This is a genomic window from Pantoea osteomyelitidis (genome assembly GCF_044342975.1).
Taxonomy (GTDB): domain Bacteria; phylum Pseudomonadota; class Gammaproteobacteria; order Enterobacterales; family Enterobacteriaceae; genus Pantoea; species Pantoea osteomyelitidis.
This window is the reverse complement of record NZ_JBGFSN010000013.1, coordinates 17,625-33,772: the sequence shown is the minus strand read 5'-3', so window position 1 is coordinate 33,772 and position 16,148 is coordinate 17,625. Positions and strand designations below refer to the sequence as shown.

The following is a 16,148-nucleotide window of genomic DNA, read 5'->3' as shown; positions in this document are numbered from 1 at the left end:
CTGATAAATTGTTAAAGAGCGGTGCGGCCAGCGGGTTAACCGTCTGTCGCGAGGTGGCGTATATTACGCTACTCTCCCTCAGAGTCAATCACTTTTTTCAGCGATTTTCTCCGGCGGTTCAGCGTTTCCTGAACCTCTGACCCGGTGGCTGTGAAGCCGTTGTTCCGTGTCGATGGAGGCGCATTATAGGGAGTTGTCCGGCAAGCGCAACCGCTAAATTCAACAAAAATAACCGTTCGCTGCATTCCACAGCAAAACCCCGCCTTATACGCAGTTACGCACAGTGTTATCCACATTCCTGACGACGCGCAATTTAGGCGAGCATCACGCAAACGTTTTCGCTACAATGCCCCGCGACGTAACGGCTGCCCCTTTTCGGGGCGTTACCTGAAGCTTTTCTTCCCTATATAAAGGAAAGAGAGGACTAAGCTTGATGTAACGCTCTTATTTACGCGAAACAAAGCCAAGGGATAAAACCACCATGCAACAACGTCGTCCTGTACGCCGCGCTCTGCTCAGCGTCTCTGACAAAGCCGGTATCCTCGAATTTGCTCAGGCGCTTTCCAGCCGCGGTGTCGAGCTGCTCTCCACTGGCGGCACAGCCCGTCTGCTGGCAGAAGCTGGTCTGCCTGTGACTGAAGTCTCTGACTACACCGGATTTCCGGAAATGATGGATGGACGCGTCAAAACGCTGCACCCGAAAGTGCACGGCGGTATTCTTGGCCGTCGCGGCCAGGATGACGCCATTATGGCGCAGCACGATATCGCGCCTATCGACATGGTGGTCGTTAACCTCTATCCGTTTGCCCAGACCGTAGCGCGCGAAAACTGCTCGTTAGAAGATGCCGTTGAGAATATTGATATTGGCGGCCCCACCATGGTTCGTTCCGCCGCCAAGAACCATAAAGACGTAGCGATTGTGGTAAAGAGCAGCGACTACGACACGCTTATCGCCGAGATGGACGCCAATGAGAATTCGCTGACTCTGGAAACGCGTTTCGATCTCGCTATCAAAGCCTTTGAGCATACCGCCGCTTACGACAGCATGATCGCCAACTACTTTGGCCGTCTGGTTCCTTCCTATCATAGCGACGATAAAACTCCTGCCGGCCGCTTCCCCCGCACGCTGAATCTGAACTTCATCAAGAAGCAGGATATGCGCTACGGTGAAAACAGCCATCAGGACGCTGCCTTCTATATAGAAGAGAACGTTACGGAAGCGTCTGTTGCTACCGCGCAGCAGGTGCAGGGCAAAGCGCTCTCCTATAACAACATCGCGGATACCGATGCCGCACTGGAATGTGTTAAAGCCTTCAGCGAGCCGGCTTGCGTGATCGTGAAACATGCGAACCCCTGTGGCGTAGCCGTCGGCGGCACCATTCTCGAAGCCTATGAGCGCGCCTGGAAAACCGATCCTACCTCTGCATTCGGCGGCATTATCGCGTTTAACCGTGAGCTGGACGAAGCGACTGCGCAGGCGATCATCAGCCGCCAGTTTGTCGAGGTGATCATTGCGCCTGCCGCCAGCAGCGCCGCGCTGAAGATCACCGCCAGCAAGCAGAATGTTCGCGTATTGATTTGCGGAGAGTGGCAGGAGCGTGTTGCCGGTCTCGACTTCAAACGCGTTAATGGCGGCCTGCTGGTGCAGGATCGCGATCTCGGTATGGTGGAAGCCAGCCAGCTGCGTGTGGTCAGCCAACGCCAGCCCACCGAGCAGGAACTGCGCGACGCGCTTTTCTGCTGGAAGGTAGCTAAGTTTGTGAAGTCCAACGCTATCGTTTATGCGCGCGACAATATGACCGTGGGAATCGGCGCTGGTCAGATGAGCCGCGTTTACTCCGCTAAAATCGCCGGTATCAAAGCGGCAGATGAAGGGCTGGAAGTGAAAGGCTCGGCGATGGCATCAGACGCTTTCTTCCCGTTTCGCGATGGCATTGATGCCGCCGCAGCCGTAGGCGTGACCTGTGTGATTCAGCCGGGTGGCTCCATCCGTGATGAGGAAGTCATTGCCGCAGCCGATGAACATGGCATCGCCATGATCTTTACCGACATGCGTCACTTCCGTCATTAATCGCCAGGAGAAAACAGCTATGAAAATTTTAGTCATTGGAAATGGCGGACGTGAGCATGCGCTGGCCTGGAAAGCAGCCCAGTCGCCGCTGGCGGAAACGGTATATGTCGCGCCGGGTAACGCCGGTACTGCGCTGGAGCCAGCGCTGCAAAACGTCGCCATCAGCGCAACCGATATCCCTGCCCTGCTGAGCTTCGCACAGCGCGAGCAGATCGATTTAACCATTGTCGGTCCGGAAGCGCCGCTGGTTATTGGCGTCGTGGATGCGTTTCGCGCGGCCGGGCTGAAAATCTTCGGCCCCACCCAGGCAGCGGCGCAGCTGGAAGGCTCGAAAGCCTTTACCAAAGATTTCCTGGCACGCCATCATATCCCAACGGCGGAATACCAGAACTTCACCGAAGTGGAACCTGCGCTCGCTTATCTGCGTGAAAAAGGCGCGCCGATTGTGATCAAGGCTGACGGCCTTGCCGCCGGGAAAGGCGTGATCGTCGCCATGACCCTGCAAGAAGCAGAAGAGGCGGTACAGGACATGCTGGCAGGCAACGCCTTTGGCGATGCCGGTCACCGTATCGTTATCGAAGAGTTTCTGGATGGCGAAGAAGCCAGCTTTATCGTGATGGTGGATGGTGAAAACGTCCTGCCGATGGCGACCAGCCAGGATCACAAACGCGTCGGCAACGGCGATACCGGTCCCAATACCGGCGGGATGGGCGCCTACTCTCCCGCGCCGGTGGTGACCGATGAGATCCACCAGCGCGTGATGGATCAGGTGATCTGGCCAACGGTACGCGGCATGGCGGCGGAAGGCAATGTCTACACCGGCTTCCTCTATGCCGGTCTGATGATCGACAAAGCGGGCCAGCCGAAAGTGATTGAGTTCAACTGCCGCTTCGGCGATCCGGAAACCCAACCGATCATGCTGCGTCTGCGCTCCGACCTGGTCGAGCTCTGCCTGGCCGCCTGCGAAGGCAAGCTGGATCAGAAAGATTCCGAATGGGATCCGCGTCCCGCCCTTGGCGTGGTGCTGGCGGCTGGCGGTTATCCGGGCGATTACGCTACCGGCGATCAGATTCATGGTTTGCCGTTAGAAGAAGTTGCGGATGGCAAAGTGTTCCATGCGGGCACCAAAATGCAGGACGATCTGGTGGTAACCAACGGCGGACGCGTGCTCTGCGTAACGGCGCTGGGCGAAGATGTGGCGGCGGCGCAAAAACGCGCCTACCTGCTGACGAAAGATATCTCCTGGAACGGCAGTTTCTTCCGTACCGATATCGGCTATCGCGCTATCGACCGCAAGTAACAATCAGGGGCGCCTGGCGCCCCTTTTTATCGCCTCTCGCCCCGGTTAAAAGTCCGCTTCCTGCGGCTGCCAGCTACAATCATCCTCATGACTGACACGCAACAGCTGTATCCCTTCCGGCGCTTCCAGCCAGGCGATTGTTAGCGGCGAAGTGCTGGTGCGCTGCTGTTGCGCCAGCGCGCTTAGCGTATCCGCATCGAAGTCAGGCGTTACGCGTGTTCCCTCACAGCTCTGTACATCCCTGCCGCCCAGCCAGTGGCCCTGATGCAGAAAAACACGGCCGCTTAACAACGCATCGCTGATATTCAACATGCGCTGCGCATCAAAGGTGTAAAGCTCAACCGCATCGCTATTAACCGCTTCACGTCGTCCATCCAGCTGACGCTGCATAAAGTTCAGGCTGCCCTGCTCGTCAAAACGTAAGGTGACGTCGTCTGGCTGCGCGCCTTTTACATGGCGCTCAATGCTCAGCAGCTTGCCTTGTCGCCAGCTGTAGTCGCTGAATTCCATTGCATCGCCGTTAAAAGGCGTATAGGCGGTTCGAATGTGGATTGCCTGATGGGCATCGTTTTTACGCCAGATGCGTACGGCACCGCGATCGGCAAGATAGCCGCTGGCGGTAAAGGCAGGAATATCCGGCGTGGAACTGCAACCGGCAAGCAGGAGCGCGGCGATAAACAGGCTGAGCGCGCGATAATGTCTCTTTTTCAGCATGGCTGGCACCCAAACAAAAGGGGCGAATTCGCCCCCTTCTTAAACCTTGCCGCTATGCGGTGACTTACTTAACAGAGTCTTTCAGTGCCTTGCCAGACACGAATGCCGGTACGTTAGCCGCAGCGATTTTAATTTCTTTGCCGGTCTGCGGGTTACGACCAGTGCGCTCAGCGCGATGGTTCACTTTGAAAGTACCAAAGCCAACCAGTTGCACAGCATCACCTTCTTTCAGAGACTCAGTGATCGCAGCCAGAGTTGATTCCAGTGCCGCTTTAGCCTGGGTTTTTGACAGGTCCGCTTTTTCCGCGATCACATCAATCAGTTGAGTCTTGTTCATAAGTTATCCTTAAAGTGTATTTACCGCTTGCTAAGCAACGAGTGCGAGGGAAAAGCCATATTCAGGCACTCTTCAGCCTGCACGCACCGATAGCCACAATTTTCAGCCCCCCAAATGTAGACCAGAGAGGGGGCCGATGTGAAGCCTCCAGGCGCGGTAATTCGGGCCTGAAGTCACGTTTTATCGCCTTACTGCTGAAAATTTATACCGATGTTACTGATTCCCGCTTCACGCAGGTCAGATCGCAGTCCTTTTATTAATTCAAGGTCCCGCTCTTCACAGGCTGCGAGCAGACGAAATATCTCCCATTGCAGGTCCCACTCATCAATTATCGCCTGATTCTCTTTTAGCTCATCATCGGTCATTTCTCGCCCGGCCTGCGTCATTTCCAGCATCGCAACGGTGGTAATCGAGGTTTTGCTGACTTCAATAGCATGCTCCAGCGTTTCGCCGCTCAGACGAGAGTGCAGCAGTTCGCTCAGCGCCACGCAGGCATCAATCGCCGGGTAAACGCCATAGACGTCAAAGGCGTCGCCGTCCGGGATCGCCTCTTCCAGCTTTTCCAGCTGGCTGTCGAAGTTAATCTTCGCGTCTTTAACCGTCAGGGTTTCCCAGACCAGGTCGAGCAAACGGCGATAAAGCTGTGGATCAGCAAAGCCGGTCTGCTGACAAAAAGCCCAGTAATTGGGGTACATGCGCTCGCACAGACAGGCCATGAAAGTGACGTGCTGCCAGCTTTCCAGCTTCTCGAGGCGCAAATGAATGGGGTTAAGTAACATGACGCTGACTCTTATCGAAATGGCTGGCGGCAGTGTACAGCAAAAGGCGCTGACAGGCAGCGCTAAAGCGTGTTTTGCCAGCGTTGAAACGCGGTGCGGTTGGAGGCGACGGCATCAGCCCAGCGCGTAGGTTCCGGCAGGCGATAACCGCCCATACATTTTTCTACCCAGTGCAGCGCGCTGTCGAGACTGACGCGATGGCCGGTGGCGATAAACAGCGGATTACAGCGCTTTTTGCTGCGCCAGACCCAGCCAATCTGCTCGCCCTTATCCATTAACGGCTGACGCGATCCCGGCGTTTCGTCCAGCTCGGCAAAGCGGCCGCACAGACGGCTTTTGGCGACGCCGATGGTCGGCACATCCACCAGCAGACCGAAATGGGACGCAACGCCGAGACGGCGCGGATGGGAAATGCCGTGTCCATCCACAAACAGCAGATCCGGCTTCTGTTCCAGCATCTCCCAGGCGGCAAGCAGCGCCGGGTATTCGCGAAACGACAAGAAGCCGGGAATATAAGGCATGGTGGTGGCGATACGCGCCACGCGATGCTCCACCATTTTCAGCGAGGGGTATTCCAGGATCACTATTGCGGCACGCGTCACTTCGCCATCCTGCTCGAATCCCACGTCTGCGCCAGCGATAAAACGCGGCGGCAGCACATCGAAATCATCGTCACGTACTACATCCGCAGCGCGTGACAATTGCTCGGCACGTAATGCCGCAATATCCATAATTACTCCTGATGATACGGGCGCGACAGGCGATGTACCGCCTCGACAAATGCGCCAGCATGTTCCGGCGGCACATCCTGATGAATGCCATGCCCCAGGTTAAACACATGACCGCTGCCCTGACCAAAGCCCTGCAGGATGGTATCCACCTCCTGCTCGATACGGGCCGGCGGCGCGTAGAGCATGGAGGGATCCATATTGCCCTGCAGCGCAACCTTGTGACCTACGCGACGGCGCGCATCGGCGATATCGGTGGTCCAGTCAAGACCCAGCGCGTCACATCCGGTTTCCGCCATCGCTTCCAGCCATTGACCACCGCCTTTGGTGAACAGGGTGATCGGCACGCGACGGCCTTCGTTCTCATGCAGCACGCTGTCGACAATTTTGTGCATATAGTACAGCGAGAATTCGCGGTAATCGCGGCCGGTCAACACACCGCCCCAGGTATCGAAAACCATTACCGACTGTGCGCCGGCGCGAATCTGCGCGTTCAGATAAAGAATAACGCTCTCTGCCAGTTTATCCAGCATCGCATGCAGGGTAGCCGGATCGGCATACATCATTTTTTTTAGTTTTGTGAAGGCTTTGCTGCTGCCGCCTTCCACCATATAGGTCGCCAGCGTCCACGGGCTGCCGGAGAAGCCGATCAGCGGCACTTCGCCCTTCAGGTTTTTACGGATCGTGCGCACCGCGTTCATCACGTAGCCCAGCTCCTGCTCCGGATCGGGCACAGGCAGCTTATCCACATCGGCGCGGCAGGTGATCGGATGCGCGAAGCGCGGTCCTTCGCCGGTTTCAAAATAGAGACCCAGCCCCATCGCGTCAGGAATGGTCAGGATATCGCTGAAGAGGATCGCCGCATCGAGCGGATAACGACGCAAGGGTTGTAGCGTCACCTCACAAGCCAACTCGGCATTTTTACACAGCGACATAAAATCACCGGCCTGCGCGCGCGTGGCTTTGTATTCCGGTAAGTAGCGCCCGGCTTGTCGCATCATCCAGACCGGCGTGGTATCCACCGGCTGACGTAACAGGGCGCGCAGGTAACGATCGTTCTTCAGTTCACTCATTTCAGGCTCTCTCCATCACAGGCGCGTAGTGTAACACTCATTGCGCCCCGGCGCGGCATAAGGCAACCGTATCTTCTATCAGCCTGCGCGCCACCGTGCCTGCGGGCGGCAGCATCGGCAAGGCGTCGTAGCGGAACCAGCCGGCATCCAGCAACTCTTTCTCATCATGCTTTAACTCGCCGCTCTCATACTCCGCCATAAACGCCATCATCAGCGAATGGGGAAACGGCCAGGGTTGCGACGTGACGTAACGGACGTTTTTTACCTTGATGTTGCTCTCTTCCATCACCTCACGCGCCACGGTTTGTTCGAGGGTTTCCCCGACCTCCACAAAGCCCGCCAGCACGGTATAGATGCTGTTGCGATGGCGCACATGGTTCGCCAGCAGGATTTCGTCGCCGCGGCGGATCGCGACGATAATGCAGGGCGCAATTTGCGGGTAGTAGCGTTCGTTGCAGTGGCTGCACAGGCAGACGAATTCCCGTTTGCCGGGATGCATCTCATGACCGCAGTAGCCGCACCAGCGATGGGCGCGATAAAACTCCGCCAGCTGCACGCCGCGTCCGGCCAGCTGAAACAGTCCCACATCCTGATCGATAAGCTGGCGCAGCGATGCCATATTCTCCGGCCGCGACGCGCAGACCAGCCAGACCGTCTCGCCCAGCCACTCGCCAATTATCCGACCTTCGCTGCCCGCCAGACCCCATTTTTCAGCTTTGCCGTGCGGTAATTCGCCATTCGGCAGCCAAAGTTTTTGTTCATGGCTGACAATCCACCATCCAGCGTCTACGCTTGAGATCTCACGTTGCATATAAATCGTCATCCTTAGCGTCGATAAGCACGCTGAAGTTCTGATGTTAAGTGTGTAGATCAACAACTATAACTCACATGGAGTCCAATATGTTTAACCAGTTAGACATCCTCACCGAGCGCGTAGGTGGCAGTAACGAACTGGTGGATTCATGGCTTAACGCTCGCCGCCAGCTGCTGGTGGCCTATTACAATATGGTTGGCATCAAGCCGAACAAAGATTCGTTAACCACGCTTGATGAGCAGGCGCTGGATAGCTTCTGTCACACCCTGGTGGATTACCTTTCAGCAGGTCATTTCAGTATTTATGAGCGCATCGTCAGCGAAATGAGCGGCGATAGCCCGATGACCGCTGCTGCCCAGATCTACCCGGCGCTGGAAAAAAATACTGAACGTCTGATGCAGCTCTATGACGGCTATCTGCAGCAGGCGATTAACGATGAGAACTGCGTTTCCTTCCAGCAGGCGCTGTCGGAAGTGGGCGAAGTGTTGGAAATTCGCTTTACGCTGGAAGACAAACTGATCCAGCTGGCATGGGATAACGCGCTGGTGCGCACCGAAGCGGCCAACGAAAGCGATATCGCCCGTCCGGCATAAGTTATCATTTTGTAAATCGCTTGTGATTCTTTAGCAGCCCTTTTATGCTAAACGGGCTTTGGCAAGTTTTCACTGCCAAAGCCCGTTTAGCTTTCAGGCGATCATGTTCGCCTGAAACACCTTTTTATTCATCTTGTCGGAGTGCCTTAGGGCTGAGACCGTTCATTCGGGATCCGCGGAACCTGATCAGGTTAGAACCTGCGAAGGGAACAAGAGTAAACATCATCAGTACGGCGTCGTGTGGTCTGCGCGCGCCGATCCTGTTACTCCTTCCGAACTCCGGACAAGCAACGTTCCCCTTTTAACTGGAAAATTGCTATGTCTACTACGTCAAAACCGAACCGTCGCGAGCAGCGCGCTCAGGCACAACAGTTTATCGATTCCCTGCAGGGCACCGCCTTTCCCAACTCAACGCGAATCTGGATTACCGGCAGCCGCGACGATATTCGCGTGCCGATGCGTGAAATCGCCCTGAGTCCTACGCTGACGGGCGGCAGCAAAGAAACACCGCATTATGAAGCCAACGAGCCGGTGCCGGTCTATGACACCGCTGGCGCCTATGGCGATCCGCAGGCGAGTATTGATGTGCATCGCGGCCTCGACAAGCTGCGCGCCGACTGGATAGCGGAGCGCAGCGACAGCGACGCGATCGAGCAGCTCAGCTCAGCCTATACCCAGCAGCGTCTTGCCGATGATGGTCTCGACCATCTGCGCTTTGAACATCTGCCGCGCCCGCGCAAAGCCAAAGCGGGCCAGTGCGTCACGCAGCTGCACTACGCGCGTCGCGGCATTGTTACCCCGGAGATGGAATTTATCGCCCTGCGTGAAAATATGGGGCGCGAGCGCATCCGTAGCGAGGTGTTGTTACAGCAGCATGCAGGCAACAGTTTTGGCGCGCATCTGCCAGAGAACATCACGCCGGAGTTTGTACGTCAGGAAGTCGCCGCCGGGCGCGCCATTATCCCCGCCAACATCAACCACCCGGAATCGGAACCGATGATTATCGGACGCAACTTTCTGGTGAAGGTCAACGCCAACATCGGCAACTCGGCGGTGACCTCTTCGATTGAAGAGGAGGTGGAAAAGCTGGTCTGGGCCACGCGCTGGGGCGCGGATACAGTGATGGATCTCTCCACCGGCCGCTACATCCACGAAACGCGCGAATGGATTCTGCGCAACAGCCCGGTGCCCATCGGCACGGTGCCGATCTATCAGGCGCTGGAGAAAGTAAATGGCGTGGCGGAAGATCTGAACTGGGAAATCTTTCGCGATACCCTGCTGGAGCAGGCGGAACAGGGGGTGGATTACTTCACGATCCACGCCGGAGTGCTGCTGCGCTACGTACCGATGACCGCCAAACGTCTGACCGGCATCGTTTCGCGCGGCGGCTCGATCATGGCGAAATGGTGCCTGTCACACCACAAAGAAAGCTTTCTCTATCAGCATTTCCGCGAAATCTGTGAAATCTGCGCCGCCTATGATGTCTCGCTGTCGCTGGGCGACGGCCTGCGTCCCGGCTCTATTCAGGATGCCAATGATGAAGCGCAGTTCGCCGAGTTGCACACGCTGGGCGAGCTCACCAAAATCGCCTGGGAGTATGATGTCCAGGTGATGATTGAAGGCCCCGGCCATGTGCCGATGCAGATGATCCGCCGCAATATGACCGAACAGCTGGAACACTGTCATGAAGCGCCGTTTTATACCCTCGGCCCGCTGACCACCGATATCGCCCCCGGCTACGATCATTTCACCTCTGGCATTGGCGCCGCGATGATCGGCTGGTTTGGCTGCGCCATGCTCTGCTACGTCACGCCAAAAGAGCACCTCGGCCTGCCGAACAAAGAGGATGTGAAGCAGGGTCTGATTACTTATAAAATCGCCGCCCATGCCGCCGATCTGGCGAAAGGTCATCCCGGCGCGCAGATCCGCGACAACGCAATGTCAAAAGCGCGCTTCGAATTCCGTTGGGAAGATCAGTTTAACCTCGCGCTCGATCCGCAGACGGCGCGCGCTTATCACGATGAAACCCTGCCGCAGGAGTCGGGCAAAGTGGCGCACTTCTGTTCGATGTGCGGCCCGAAATTCTGCTCGATGAAAATTACCCAGGAAGTGCGCGACTATGCGGCGCGTCAGGAAGCGCAGGCGCAGCCGGTGGAGATTGGCATGGCGCAGATGTCCGAGGCGTTCCGCAGCCGGGGCGGCGAACTTTACCATCCGGCCGACACGCTGAAGGAGGAGAAAGCATGACGGCCCCCTTCCCCGCCACCGCGCCGAAGCTCGGTCTTTATCCGGTGGTCGACAGTGTGGAGTGGATTGCTCGTCTGCTGGATGCGGGCGTGCGCACTATTCAGCTGCGCATTAAAGATTGTCCGGACGAGGCGGTGGAACCGGCGATTATCGAGGCGATAGCGCTGGGTAAAAAGCACCGTGCGCGGCTGTTTATCAACGATTACTGGCGACTGGCGATCAAGCACAACGCTTACGGCGTGCATCTGGGCCAGGAAGATCTTGATGTGGCGCATCTTGACGCCATACGTCACGCCGGGCTGCGGCTTGGCGTCTCGACGCACGACGATGCCGAGCTGGATCGGGCGCTGGCGCTGCGTCCTTCCTACATCGCGCTGGGCCATATTTTCCCCACGCAGACCAAGTCAATGCCCTCCACGCCGCAGGGTTTAGCAGAGCTGAAGCGGCACCTGGCGCGGCTGGAGCATATTCCCACCGTCGCCATTGGCGGCATCAGCATTGCGCGCGCGCCTGAGGTGCTCGCCACCGGCGTCGGCAGTATCGCCGTGGTGAGCGCCATTACTCAGGCGGCGGACTGGCGCGCCGCGACGCAAACCCTGCTGATGCTGGCGGAGCCGCAAGGAGACAGTGATGCTCAATGACAGCGATTTTCTGCGCTACAGCCGCCAGCTGCTGCTGGAGGAAGTCGGCGTGGAGGGCCAGCAAAAGCTGCGCCAGTCGAGCGTGCTGATTGTTGGCCTTGGCGGCCTCGGCTCGCCCGCCGCGCTTTACCTCGCCGCTGCTGGTGTCGGCAGGCTGCTGCTGGCGGATGATGACCAGCTGCATATCAGCAATCTGCAACGGCAGATCCTCTATCGCAGCGCAGAAACCGGACAGCTGAAAGCGCCGCTGGCGAAGCAGCATCTGCAGGCGCTCAATCCCGCTGTGCTGGTGGATGTCGTCACGCAGCGCATGGATGAGGCGGCGCTGGATCAGGCGCTGCAAGAGGTGGATCTGGTGCTGGATTGCAGCGACAACATGATTACCCGTCAGGCGGTCAACGCCGCCTGCGTTCGCCACAACAGGCCGCTGATCAGCGCCAGCGCGGTGGGCTTTGGCGGACAGCTGCTGGTGCTGACGCCGCCGTGGCAACAGGGCTGCTACCACTGTTTGTGGCCGGATGAGAGCGAACCGCAGCGCAACTGCCGCACGGCGGGCGTCCTCGGCCCGGTGGTGGGCGTGATGGGCACCTTGCAGGCGCTGGAGGCGATAAAGTTGCTCAGCGGCCAGGGTTCGACGCTGTCAGGCAAGCTGCGTCTGTTTGATGGTCGGGAACAAACCTGGCGCACCCTGAATCTGCAGGCTGATGCGCATTGCCCGGTGTGTCGAGGTGGCGCATGAAGGTGAAGGTAAACGATGAAATCGTGGAGCTGGAAGATGCCGCCACGCTGAGCGAACTGCTGGCGCAGCTGTCGCGCCACCAGCCAGGCATTGCGCTGGCGGTTAACCACACCATTGTGCCGCGCCAGAGCTGGGCGCAATGCAGATTAACCGAGGGTGACGACATCCTCGTGTTTCAGGCTATCGCAGGAGGCTGAGATGCTACAGATTGCTGATAAAACTTTTACGTCACGGCTATTCACCGGCACGGGCAAATTCGCCTCAGCAGAGACCATGCTGGCGGCTATCCGCGAGTCGGGTTCACAGCTGGTAACGATGGCGATGAAACGCGTCGATCTGCGCGGCGGTAACGATGGTATTTTGCAACCGCTACAGCAGCTGGGCGTGCAGTTGTTGCCCAATACGTCAGGCGCGAAAACCGCAGAAGAGGCGGTGTTCGCCGCTCGCCTGGCGCGCGAAGCGCTGGGCACCCGCTGGCTGAAGCTTGAGATCCATCCGGATGCGCGTTATCTATTGCCCGATCCCATCGAAACGCTGAAAGCCGCTGAACAGCTGGTTAAAGAAGGCTTCATTGTCCTGCCTTACTGCAGCGCCGATCCGGTTCTTTGCAAGCGGCTTGAAGCGGCAGGCTGCGCCGCCGTCATGCCGTTAGGCGCGCCAATTGGCAGCAATCAGGGGCTGAAAACCCGCGATCTGCTGGCGATTATTATCGAACAGGCGCAGGTGCCGGTGGTGGTGGACGCGGGCATCGGCGCGCCGAGCCACGCCAGCGAAGCGCTGGAGCTGGGTGCTGATGCGGTGCTGGTCAACACCGCCATTGCGGTGGCGCAGGATCCGGTGATGATGGCGCGCGCCTTTCGTCTGGCGGTCGAGGCGGGTGCGCTGGCAGCGGCAAGCGGCCCCGGCGCGGTTCACCGCCACGCCGTCGCCTCCAGTCCATTAACGGGCTTTCTGCAAAGCGAGGAGGCGTAATGGCTGATTTTATCGATCGCTGGCGCCAGCTCGACTGGGATGATATCCGCCTGCGCATTCACAGCAAAACCGCGCGCGACGTAGAAAATGCGCTGAACGCCACGCGCGTGGGACGCAATGAGTTGATGGCGCTGCTTTCACCCGCAGCGGAAGCTTTTCTCGAACCGCTGGCGCAAAAGGCGCAGCGCCTGACGCGTCAACGCTTTGGCAATACCGTCAGCTTTTATGTGCCGCTCTATCTTTCGAACCTGTGCGCCAACGATTGCACCTATTGCGGCTTCTCCATGAGCAACCGTATCCGGCGTAAAACGCTGGATGGCGAAGAGATCGCACGCGAGTGCGAGGCGATCCGCGCACTGGGGTTCGATCAGCTGCTGTTGGTGACCGGCGAGCATCAAAGCAAAGTCGGCATGGATTATTTCCGCCAGCATCTGCCCGTGATTCGCCCCCGCTTCAGTTCGCTGATGATGGAGGTGCAGCCGCTGCAGGAAGCGGAGTATCGCGAGCTGAAAACCCTGGGACTGGATGGCGTGCTGGTCTATCAGGAAACTTATCACCCCAGCTTCTATGCGCAACACCATCTGAAAGGCAATAAGCAGGACTTCTTCTTTCGCCTCGAAACGCCGGATCGTCTTGGGCGCGCCGGGATCGATAAGATCGGGCTGGGCGCGCTGATCGGCTTATCGGACAGCTGGCGCACCGACTGTTTTATGATGGGCGAGCATCTGCTGTGGCTGCAGCGCAGCTACTGGCAATCGCGTTACTCGCTCGCCTTTCCGCGTTTACGTCCCTGCGCTGGCGGCATTGAACCCGCTTCGCTGATGAACGAGCGTCAGCTGGTGCAGGCCATTTGCGCATTTCGCCTGTTCGCGCCGGAAGTGGAGCTGACGCTTTCCACCCGCGAATCCCCCGCTTTCCGCGACCGCGTCGTGCCGCTGGCGATCACGCACGTCAGCGCCTTTTCGAAAACCCAGCCCGGCGGCTATGCGGAAAATCGCCCGGAGCTGGAACAGTTTGCGCCTCACGACGATCGCACGCCGCAGCAGGTTGCTGCCGCGCTCAGCCGCGCCGGTTTACAGCCGGTATGGAAAGACTGGGACGGCTATCTGGGACGCATCGCGCAATAATTTTGTTGATGATGTAAACCGATCAAACTCGCTGCGAAACGCTACGCACCGGCAAATCCTTTTGCTGGTGCGTTTTTTTGTGCCGTTTAAAGTGGTGTTCGCCGGGCAGATTCCCTGTCTGGCCAGGGCCGGTTCCCTCCTCTTGCCGGCCCTGCCTTCTGACTTGCCGCCTTATGGGAGCGGTAAGGCGGGAGTTTCCAGGCAGGCGGCCATGGCGCGTTCAACGGCGCCGCCCAGTATGGCCACTGCCCGCTCGGTTTTTTCATCTACCGACGAGGAGAAGTTAAGGCGCAGGCAGTTGCGGTATTTGCCTGAGGCGGAAAAGAGCGAACCCACGGCAATCTGGATATGCGATTCGCGCAGCTCGCGGTTCAGTCGCACCGCATCAAACGCTTCCGGCAGCTCAATCCACATCAGGAAACCGCCCTGAGGCCGCGATACGCAGATGCCGCAAGGAAAGTAATGGCGAACCAGACAGCTAAAGGTTTCATAATTGCGCTGGTAGGTATGACGCATACGTCGCAGATGCGGCAGATAGTGGCCCTGCTGAATAAACTCGGCCACGGCCAGCTGAGTCTGCGTCGCGGTGGAACCGGTGACGATATATTTCATATGAATCACGCGATCGCGATAGCGGCCCGGCGCGACCCAGCCCACACGTAAGCCCGGCGCCAGGGTTTTGGAAAAGGAGCTGCAGAGCAGCACGCGGCCATCCATATCCATCGATTTTACCGTCACCGGACGCGGATAGTCCCAGGCCAGCTCGCCGTAGACATCATCTTCAACAATGGCCGCATCAAAGCGCTGCGCCAGCGTAAGCAGCGCACGCTTCCGCGCTTCGGGCATGATAAAGCCGAGCGGATTATTGCAGTTGGGCACCACCACCACCGCTTTAATCGGCCATTGCTCGAACGCCAGCTCCAGCGCCTCAAGGCTGATGCCGGTTACGGAATCGGTTGGGATTTCAATGGCGCGAATACCGAAACCGCGCAGCGTCTGCATGATGCCGTGGAATGTTGGCGACTCCACGGCAATGATATCGCCGGGCTGGCAGACGGCGCGTATTGAAACCGATAAGGCTTCATGGCAACCGGTGGTAATGACAATCTCATCCGCCGTGAGCTGACAGCCGCTGTCGATAGTCAGCCGCGCCACCTGTTCACGCAGCGCGGCTACGCCATACAGCGTGTCGTAATTCAGTATGCGCAGATCCTGTTTTTGCGCCAGGCGGCCAAGGGATTTCCACAGCGGTTTTAGCGTTGGCTGAGTCAGATCGGGCGTGCCGCTGCCCAGTTGCAGCACGTCATCTTCGAGGCGGCTGTTAAGCAGCTCCAGCACTGCATCCCATTGGGTGATCTCTACCGGACGCTGGGCGGGGCGCGTCAGTGCCGGTACCGGTGGCGTCGCTTTGCGTGAAGCAACAAAATAGCCCGATCGCGGTTGTGGCGTGATCAACTGCTTCTCTTCGAGCAGATGGTAAGCCTGCTGCACGGTGCTGATACTTACGCCATGCTCCACGCTCAGGCTGCGCACCGAAGGCAGGCGCTCGCCACTGCGATACAGTCCTTGTTCAATACGCTGGGCCAGCAGCGTTGCCAGATGTTGATAGCGTGTCATCGTACGCCTCGCTTAGCGTAACAGAATTTAAAACCAGTACAGAAAGGATCCTTTTTTACCATTCAGATCTTATCAGGCGCAATCTGTATGTTAAAAAAAGGTAATTTTTGCCTCTGTATTGAAAATACCCTCAGGCTGACAATGAGCGTCAGACATTCAAATGAGGGTAAGACCATGGAATTTGAAAGCAATCGTAGAGCCAAACTGTTTTCTGCCGCATTAATCCCTGGATGGCGGAGATTCCGCGACTGGCACTTACGCAACCAGACGCGACGCATTCTGCTGCACCTGAACGAGACACAGCTGAAAGATATTGGCTTAACCGCAGAAGATGTACGGCGCTATCGCTGACCTGGGCCTGAGCGGCTCGTCCGGGCCGCTCGCCTTCAAAATCAA

At 57.8% G+C, this 16,148-nt stretch carries 17 protein-coding genes and 1 riboswitch; of the genes, 10 read left to right on the top strand and 7 right to left on the bottom strand.

Annotation, left to right across the window (positions count from 1 at the left end; genetic code table 11):
* Positions 1–481: 481 nt before the first annotated feature.
* Entirely contained in the window at positions 482–2,071 is a 1,590-nt protein-coding gene (purH, locus tag ABU178_RS20040; protein ID WP_397218242.1) for a bifunctional phosphoribosylaminoimidazolecarboxamide formyltransferase/IMP cyclohydrolase, read from the top strand.
* 19 nt (positions 2,072–2,090) lie between these two features.
* Positions 2,091–3,371 (top strand): phosphoribosylamine--glycine ligase, encoded by a 1,281-nt coding sequence (purD, locus tag ABU178_RS20035; RefSeq protein WP_397218240.1) that lies wholly within the window; start codon positions 2,091–2,093, stop codon positions 3,369–3,371.
* 45 nt (positions 3,372–3,416) lie between these two features.
* On the opposite strand, the gene ABU178_RS20030 is transcribed toward purD, so the two are convergent.
* The 6 genes from ABU178_RS20030 to nudC all read right to left on the bottom strand — a co-directional run bounded on the left by ABU178_RS20030 (position 3,417) and on the right by nudC (position 7,813).
* Complete coding sequence (locus ABU178_RS20030) at positions 3,417–4,085, bottom strand: DUF1481 domain-containing protein (RefSeq protein WP_397218237.1); 669 nt, start codon at positions 4,083–4,085, stop codon at positions 3,417–3,419.
* Between the two features lie 64 nt (positions 4,086–4,149).
* Positions 4,150–4,422 carry a nucleoid-associated protein HU-alpha gene (hupA, locus tag ABU178_RS20025; protein WP_033755847.1) on the bottom strand — a complete coding sequence of 91 codons (273 nt, stop codon included), beginning with the start codon at positions 4,420–4,422 and terminating at the stop codon, positions 4,150–4,152.
* Between the two features lie 188 nt (positions 4,423–4,610).
* The gene (locus tag ABU178_RS20020) at positions 4,611–5,201 is read right to left on the bottom strand and encodes a YjaG family protein (RefSeq protein ID WP_397218234.1); all 591 of its coding nucleotides are present in this window, start codon (positions 5,199–5,201) and stop codon (positions 4,611–4,613) included.
* A gap of 62 nt (positions 5,202–5,263) precedes the next feature.
* The gene (nfi, locus tag ABU178_RS20015) at positions 5,264–5,932 is read right to left on the bottom strand and encodes a deoxyribonuclease V (RefSeq protein WP_397218232.1); all 669 of its coding nucleotides are present in this window, start codon (positions 5,930–5,932) and stop codon (positions 5,264–5,266) included.
* 2 nt (positions 5,933–5,934) lie between these two features.
* Positions 5,935–7,002, bottom strand: a complete 1,068-nt coding sequence (gene hemE, locus ABU178_RS20010) for a uroporphyrinogen decarboxylase (RefSeq protein ID WP_397218230.1) — start codon at positions 7,000–7,002, stop codon at positions 5,935–5,937.
* A gap of 37 nt (positions 7,003–7,039) precedes the next feature.
* Positions 7,040–7,813 (bottom strand): NAD(+) diphosphatase, encoded by a 774-nt coding sequence (nudC, locus tag ABU178_RS20005; RefSeq protein WP_397218228.1) that lies wholly within the window; start codon positions 7,811–7,813, stop codon positions 7,040–7,042.
* Positions 7,814–7,902: 89 nt separating this feature from the next.
* Between nudC and rsd the strand changes: the two genes are divergently transcribed.
* The 7 genes from rsd to thiH all read left to right on the top strand — a co-directional run bounded on the left by rsd (position 7,903) and on the right by thiH (position 14,135).
* A complete protein-coding gene (gene rsd, locus ABU178_RS20000) occupies positions 7,903–8,409 on the top strand; it encodes a sigma D regulator (RefSeq protein WP_397218227.1) in 507 nt (168 codons plus the stop codon).
* 127 nt (positions 8,410–8,536) lie between these two features.
* Positions 8,537–8,635, top strand: a riboswitch (TPP riboswitch).
* A 92-nt stretch (positions 8,636–8,727) separates the two neighbouring features.
* Entirely contained in the window at positions 8,728–10,656 is a 1,929-nt protein-coding gene (thiC, locus tag ABU178_RS19995) for a phosphomethylpyrimidine synthase ThiC (protein ID WP_397218225.1), read from the top strand.
* Positions 10,653–11,297: a thiamine phosphate synthase gene (gene thiE / locus ABU178_RS19990; protein WP_397218223.1), complete on the top strand. Its 645-nt coding sequence runs from the start codon at positions 10,653–10,655 to the stop codon at positions 11,295–11,297. Before thiC ends, thiE begins: the two co-directional genes overlap by 4 nt.
* Positions 11,287–12,036: a HesA/MoeB/ThiF family protein gene (locus ABU178_RS19985; protein ID WP_397218221.1), complete on the top strand. Its 750-nt coding sequence runs from the start codon at positions 11,287–11,289 to the stop codon at positions 12,034–12,036. Before thiE ends, ABU178_RS19985 begins: the two co-directional genes overlap by 11 nt.
* Complete coding sequence (gene thiS / locus ABU178_RS19980; protein ID WP_397218219.1) at positions 12,033–12,233, top strand: sulfur carrier protein ThiS; 201 nt, start codon at positions 12,033–12,035, stop codon at positions 12,231–12,233. Before ABU178_RS19985 ends, thiS begins: the two co-directional genes overlap by 4 nt.
* A gap of 1 nt (position 12,234) precedes the next feature.
* Positions 12,235–13,008 (top strand): thiazole synthase, encoded by a 774-nt coding sequence (locus tag ABU178_RS19975; RefSeq protein WP_397218217.1) that lies wholly within the window; start codon positions 12,235–12,237, stop codon positions 13,006–13,008.
* Positions 13,008–14,135 (top strand): 2-iminoacetate synthase ThiH, encoded by a 1,128-nt coding sequence (thiH, locus tag ABU178_RS19970; RefSeq protein WP_397218215.1) that lies wholly within the window; start codon positions 13,008–13,010, stop codon positions 14,133–14,135. Before ABU178_RS19975 ends, thiH begins: the two co-directional genes overlap by 1 nt.
* Before the next feature lie 171 nt (positions 14,136–14,306).
* On the opposite strand, the gene ABU178_RS19965 is transcribed toward thiH, so the two are convergent.
* Positions 14,307–15,752 carry a PLP-dependent aminotransferase family protein gene (locus ABU178_RS19965; RefSeq protein ID WP_397218213.1) on the bottom strand — a complete coding sequence of 482 codons (1,446 nt, stop codon included), beginning with the start codon at positions 15,750–15,752 and terminating at the stop codon, positions 14,307–14,309.
* 87 nt (positions 15,753–15,839) lie between these two features.
* On the opposite strand from ABU178_RS19965, the gene ABU178_RS19960 reads away from it, so the two are divergent.
* Positions 15,840–16,103 carry a DUF1127 domain-containing protein gene (locus tag ABU178_RS19960; RefSeq protein ID WP_397218211.1) on the top strand — a complete coding sequence of 88 codons (264 nt, stop codon included), beginning with the start codon at positions 15,840–15,842 and terminating at the stop codon, positions 16,101–16,103.
* Positions 16,104–16,148 lie beyond the last annotated feature (45 nt).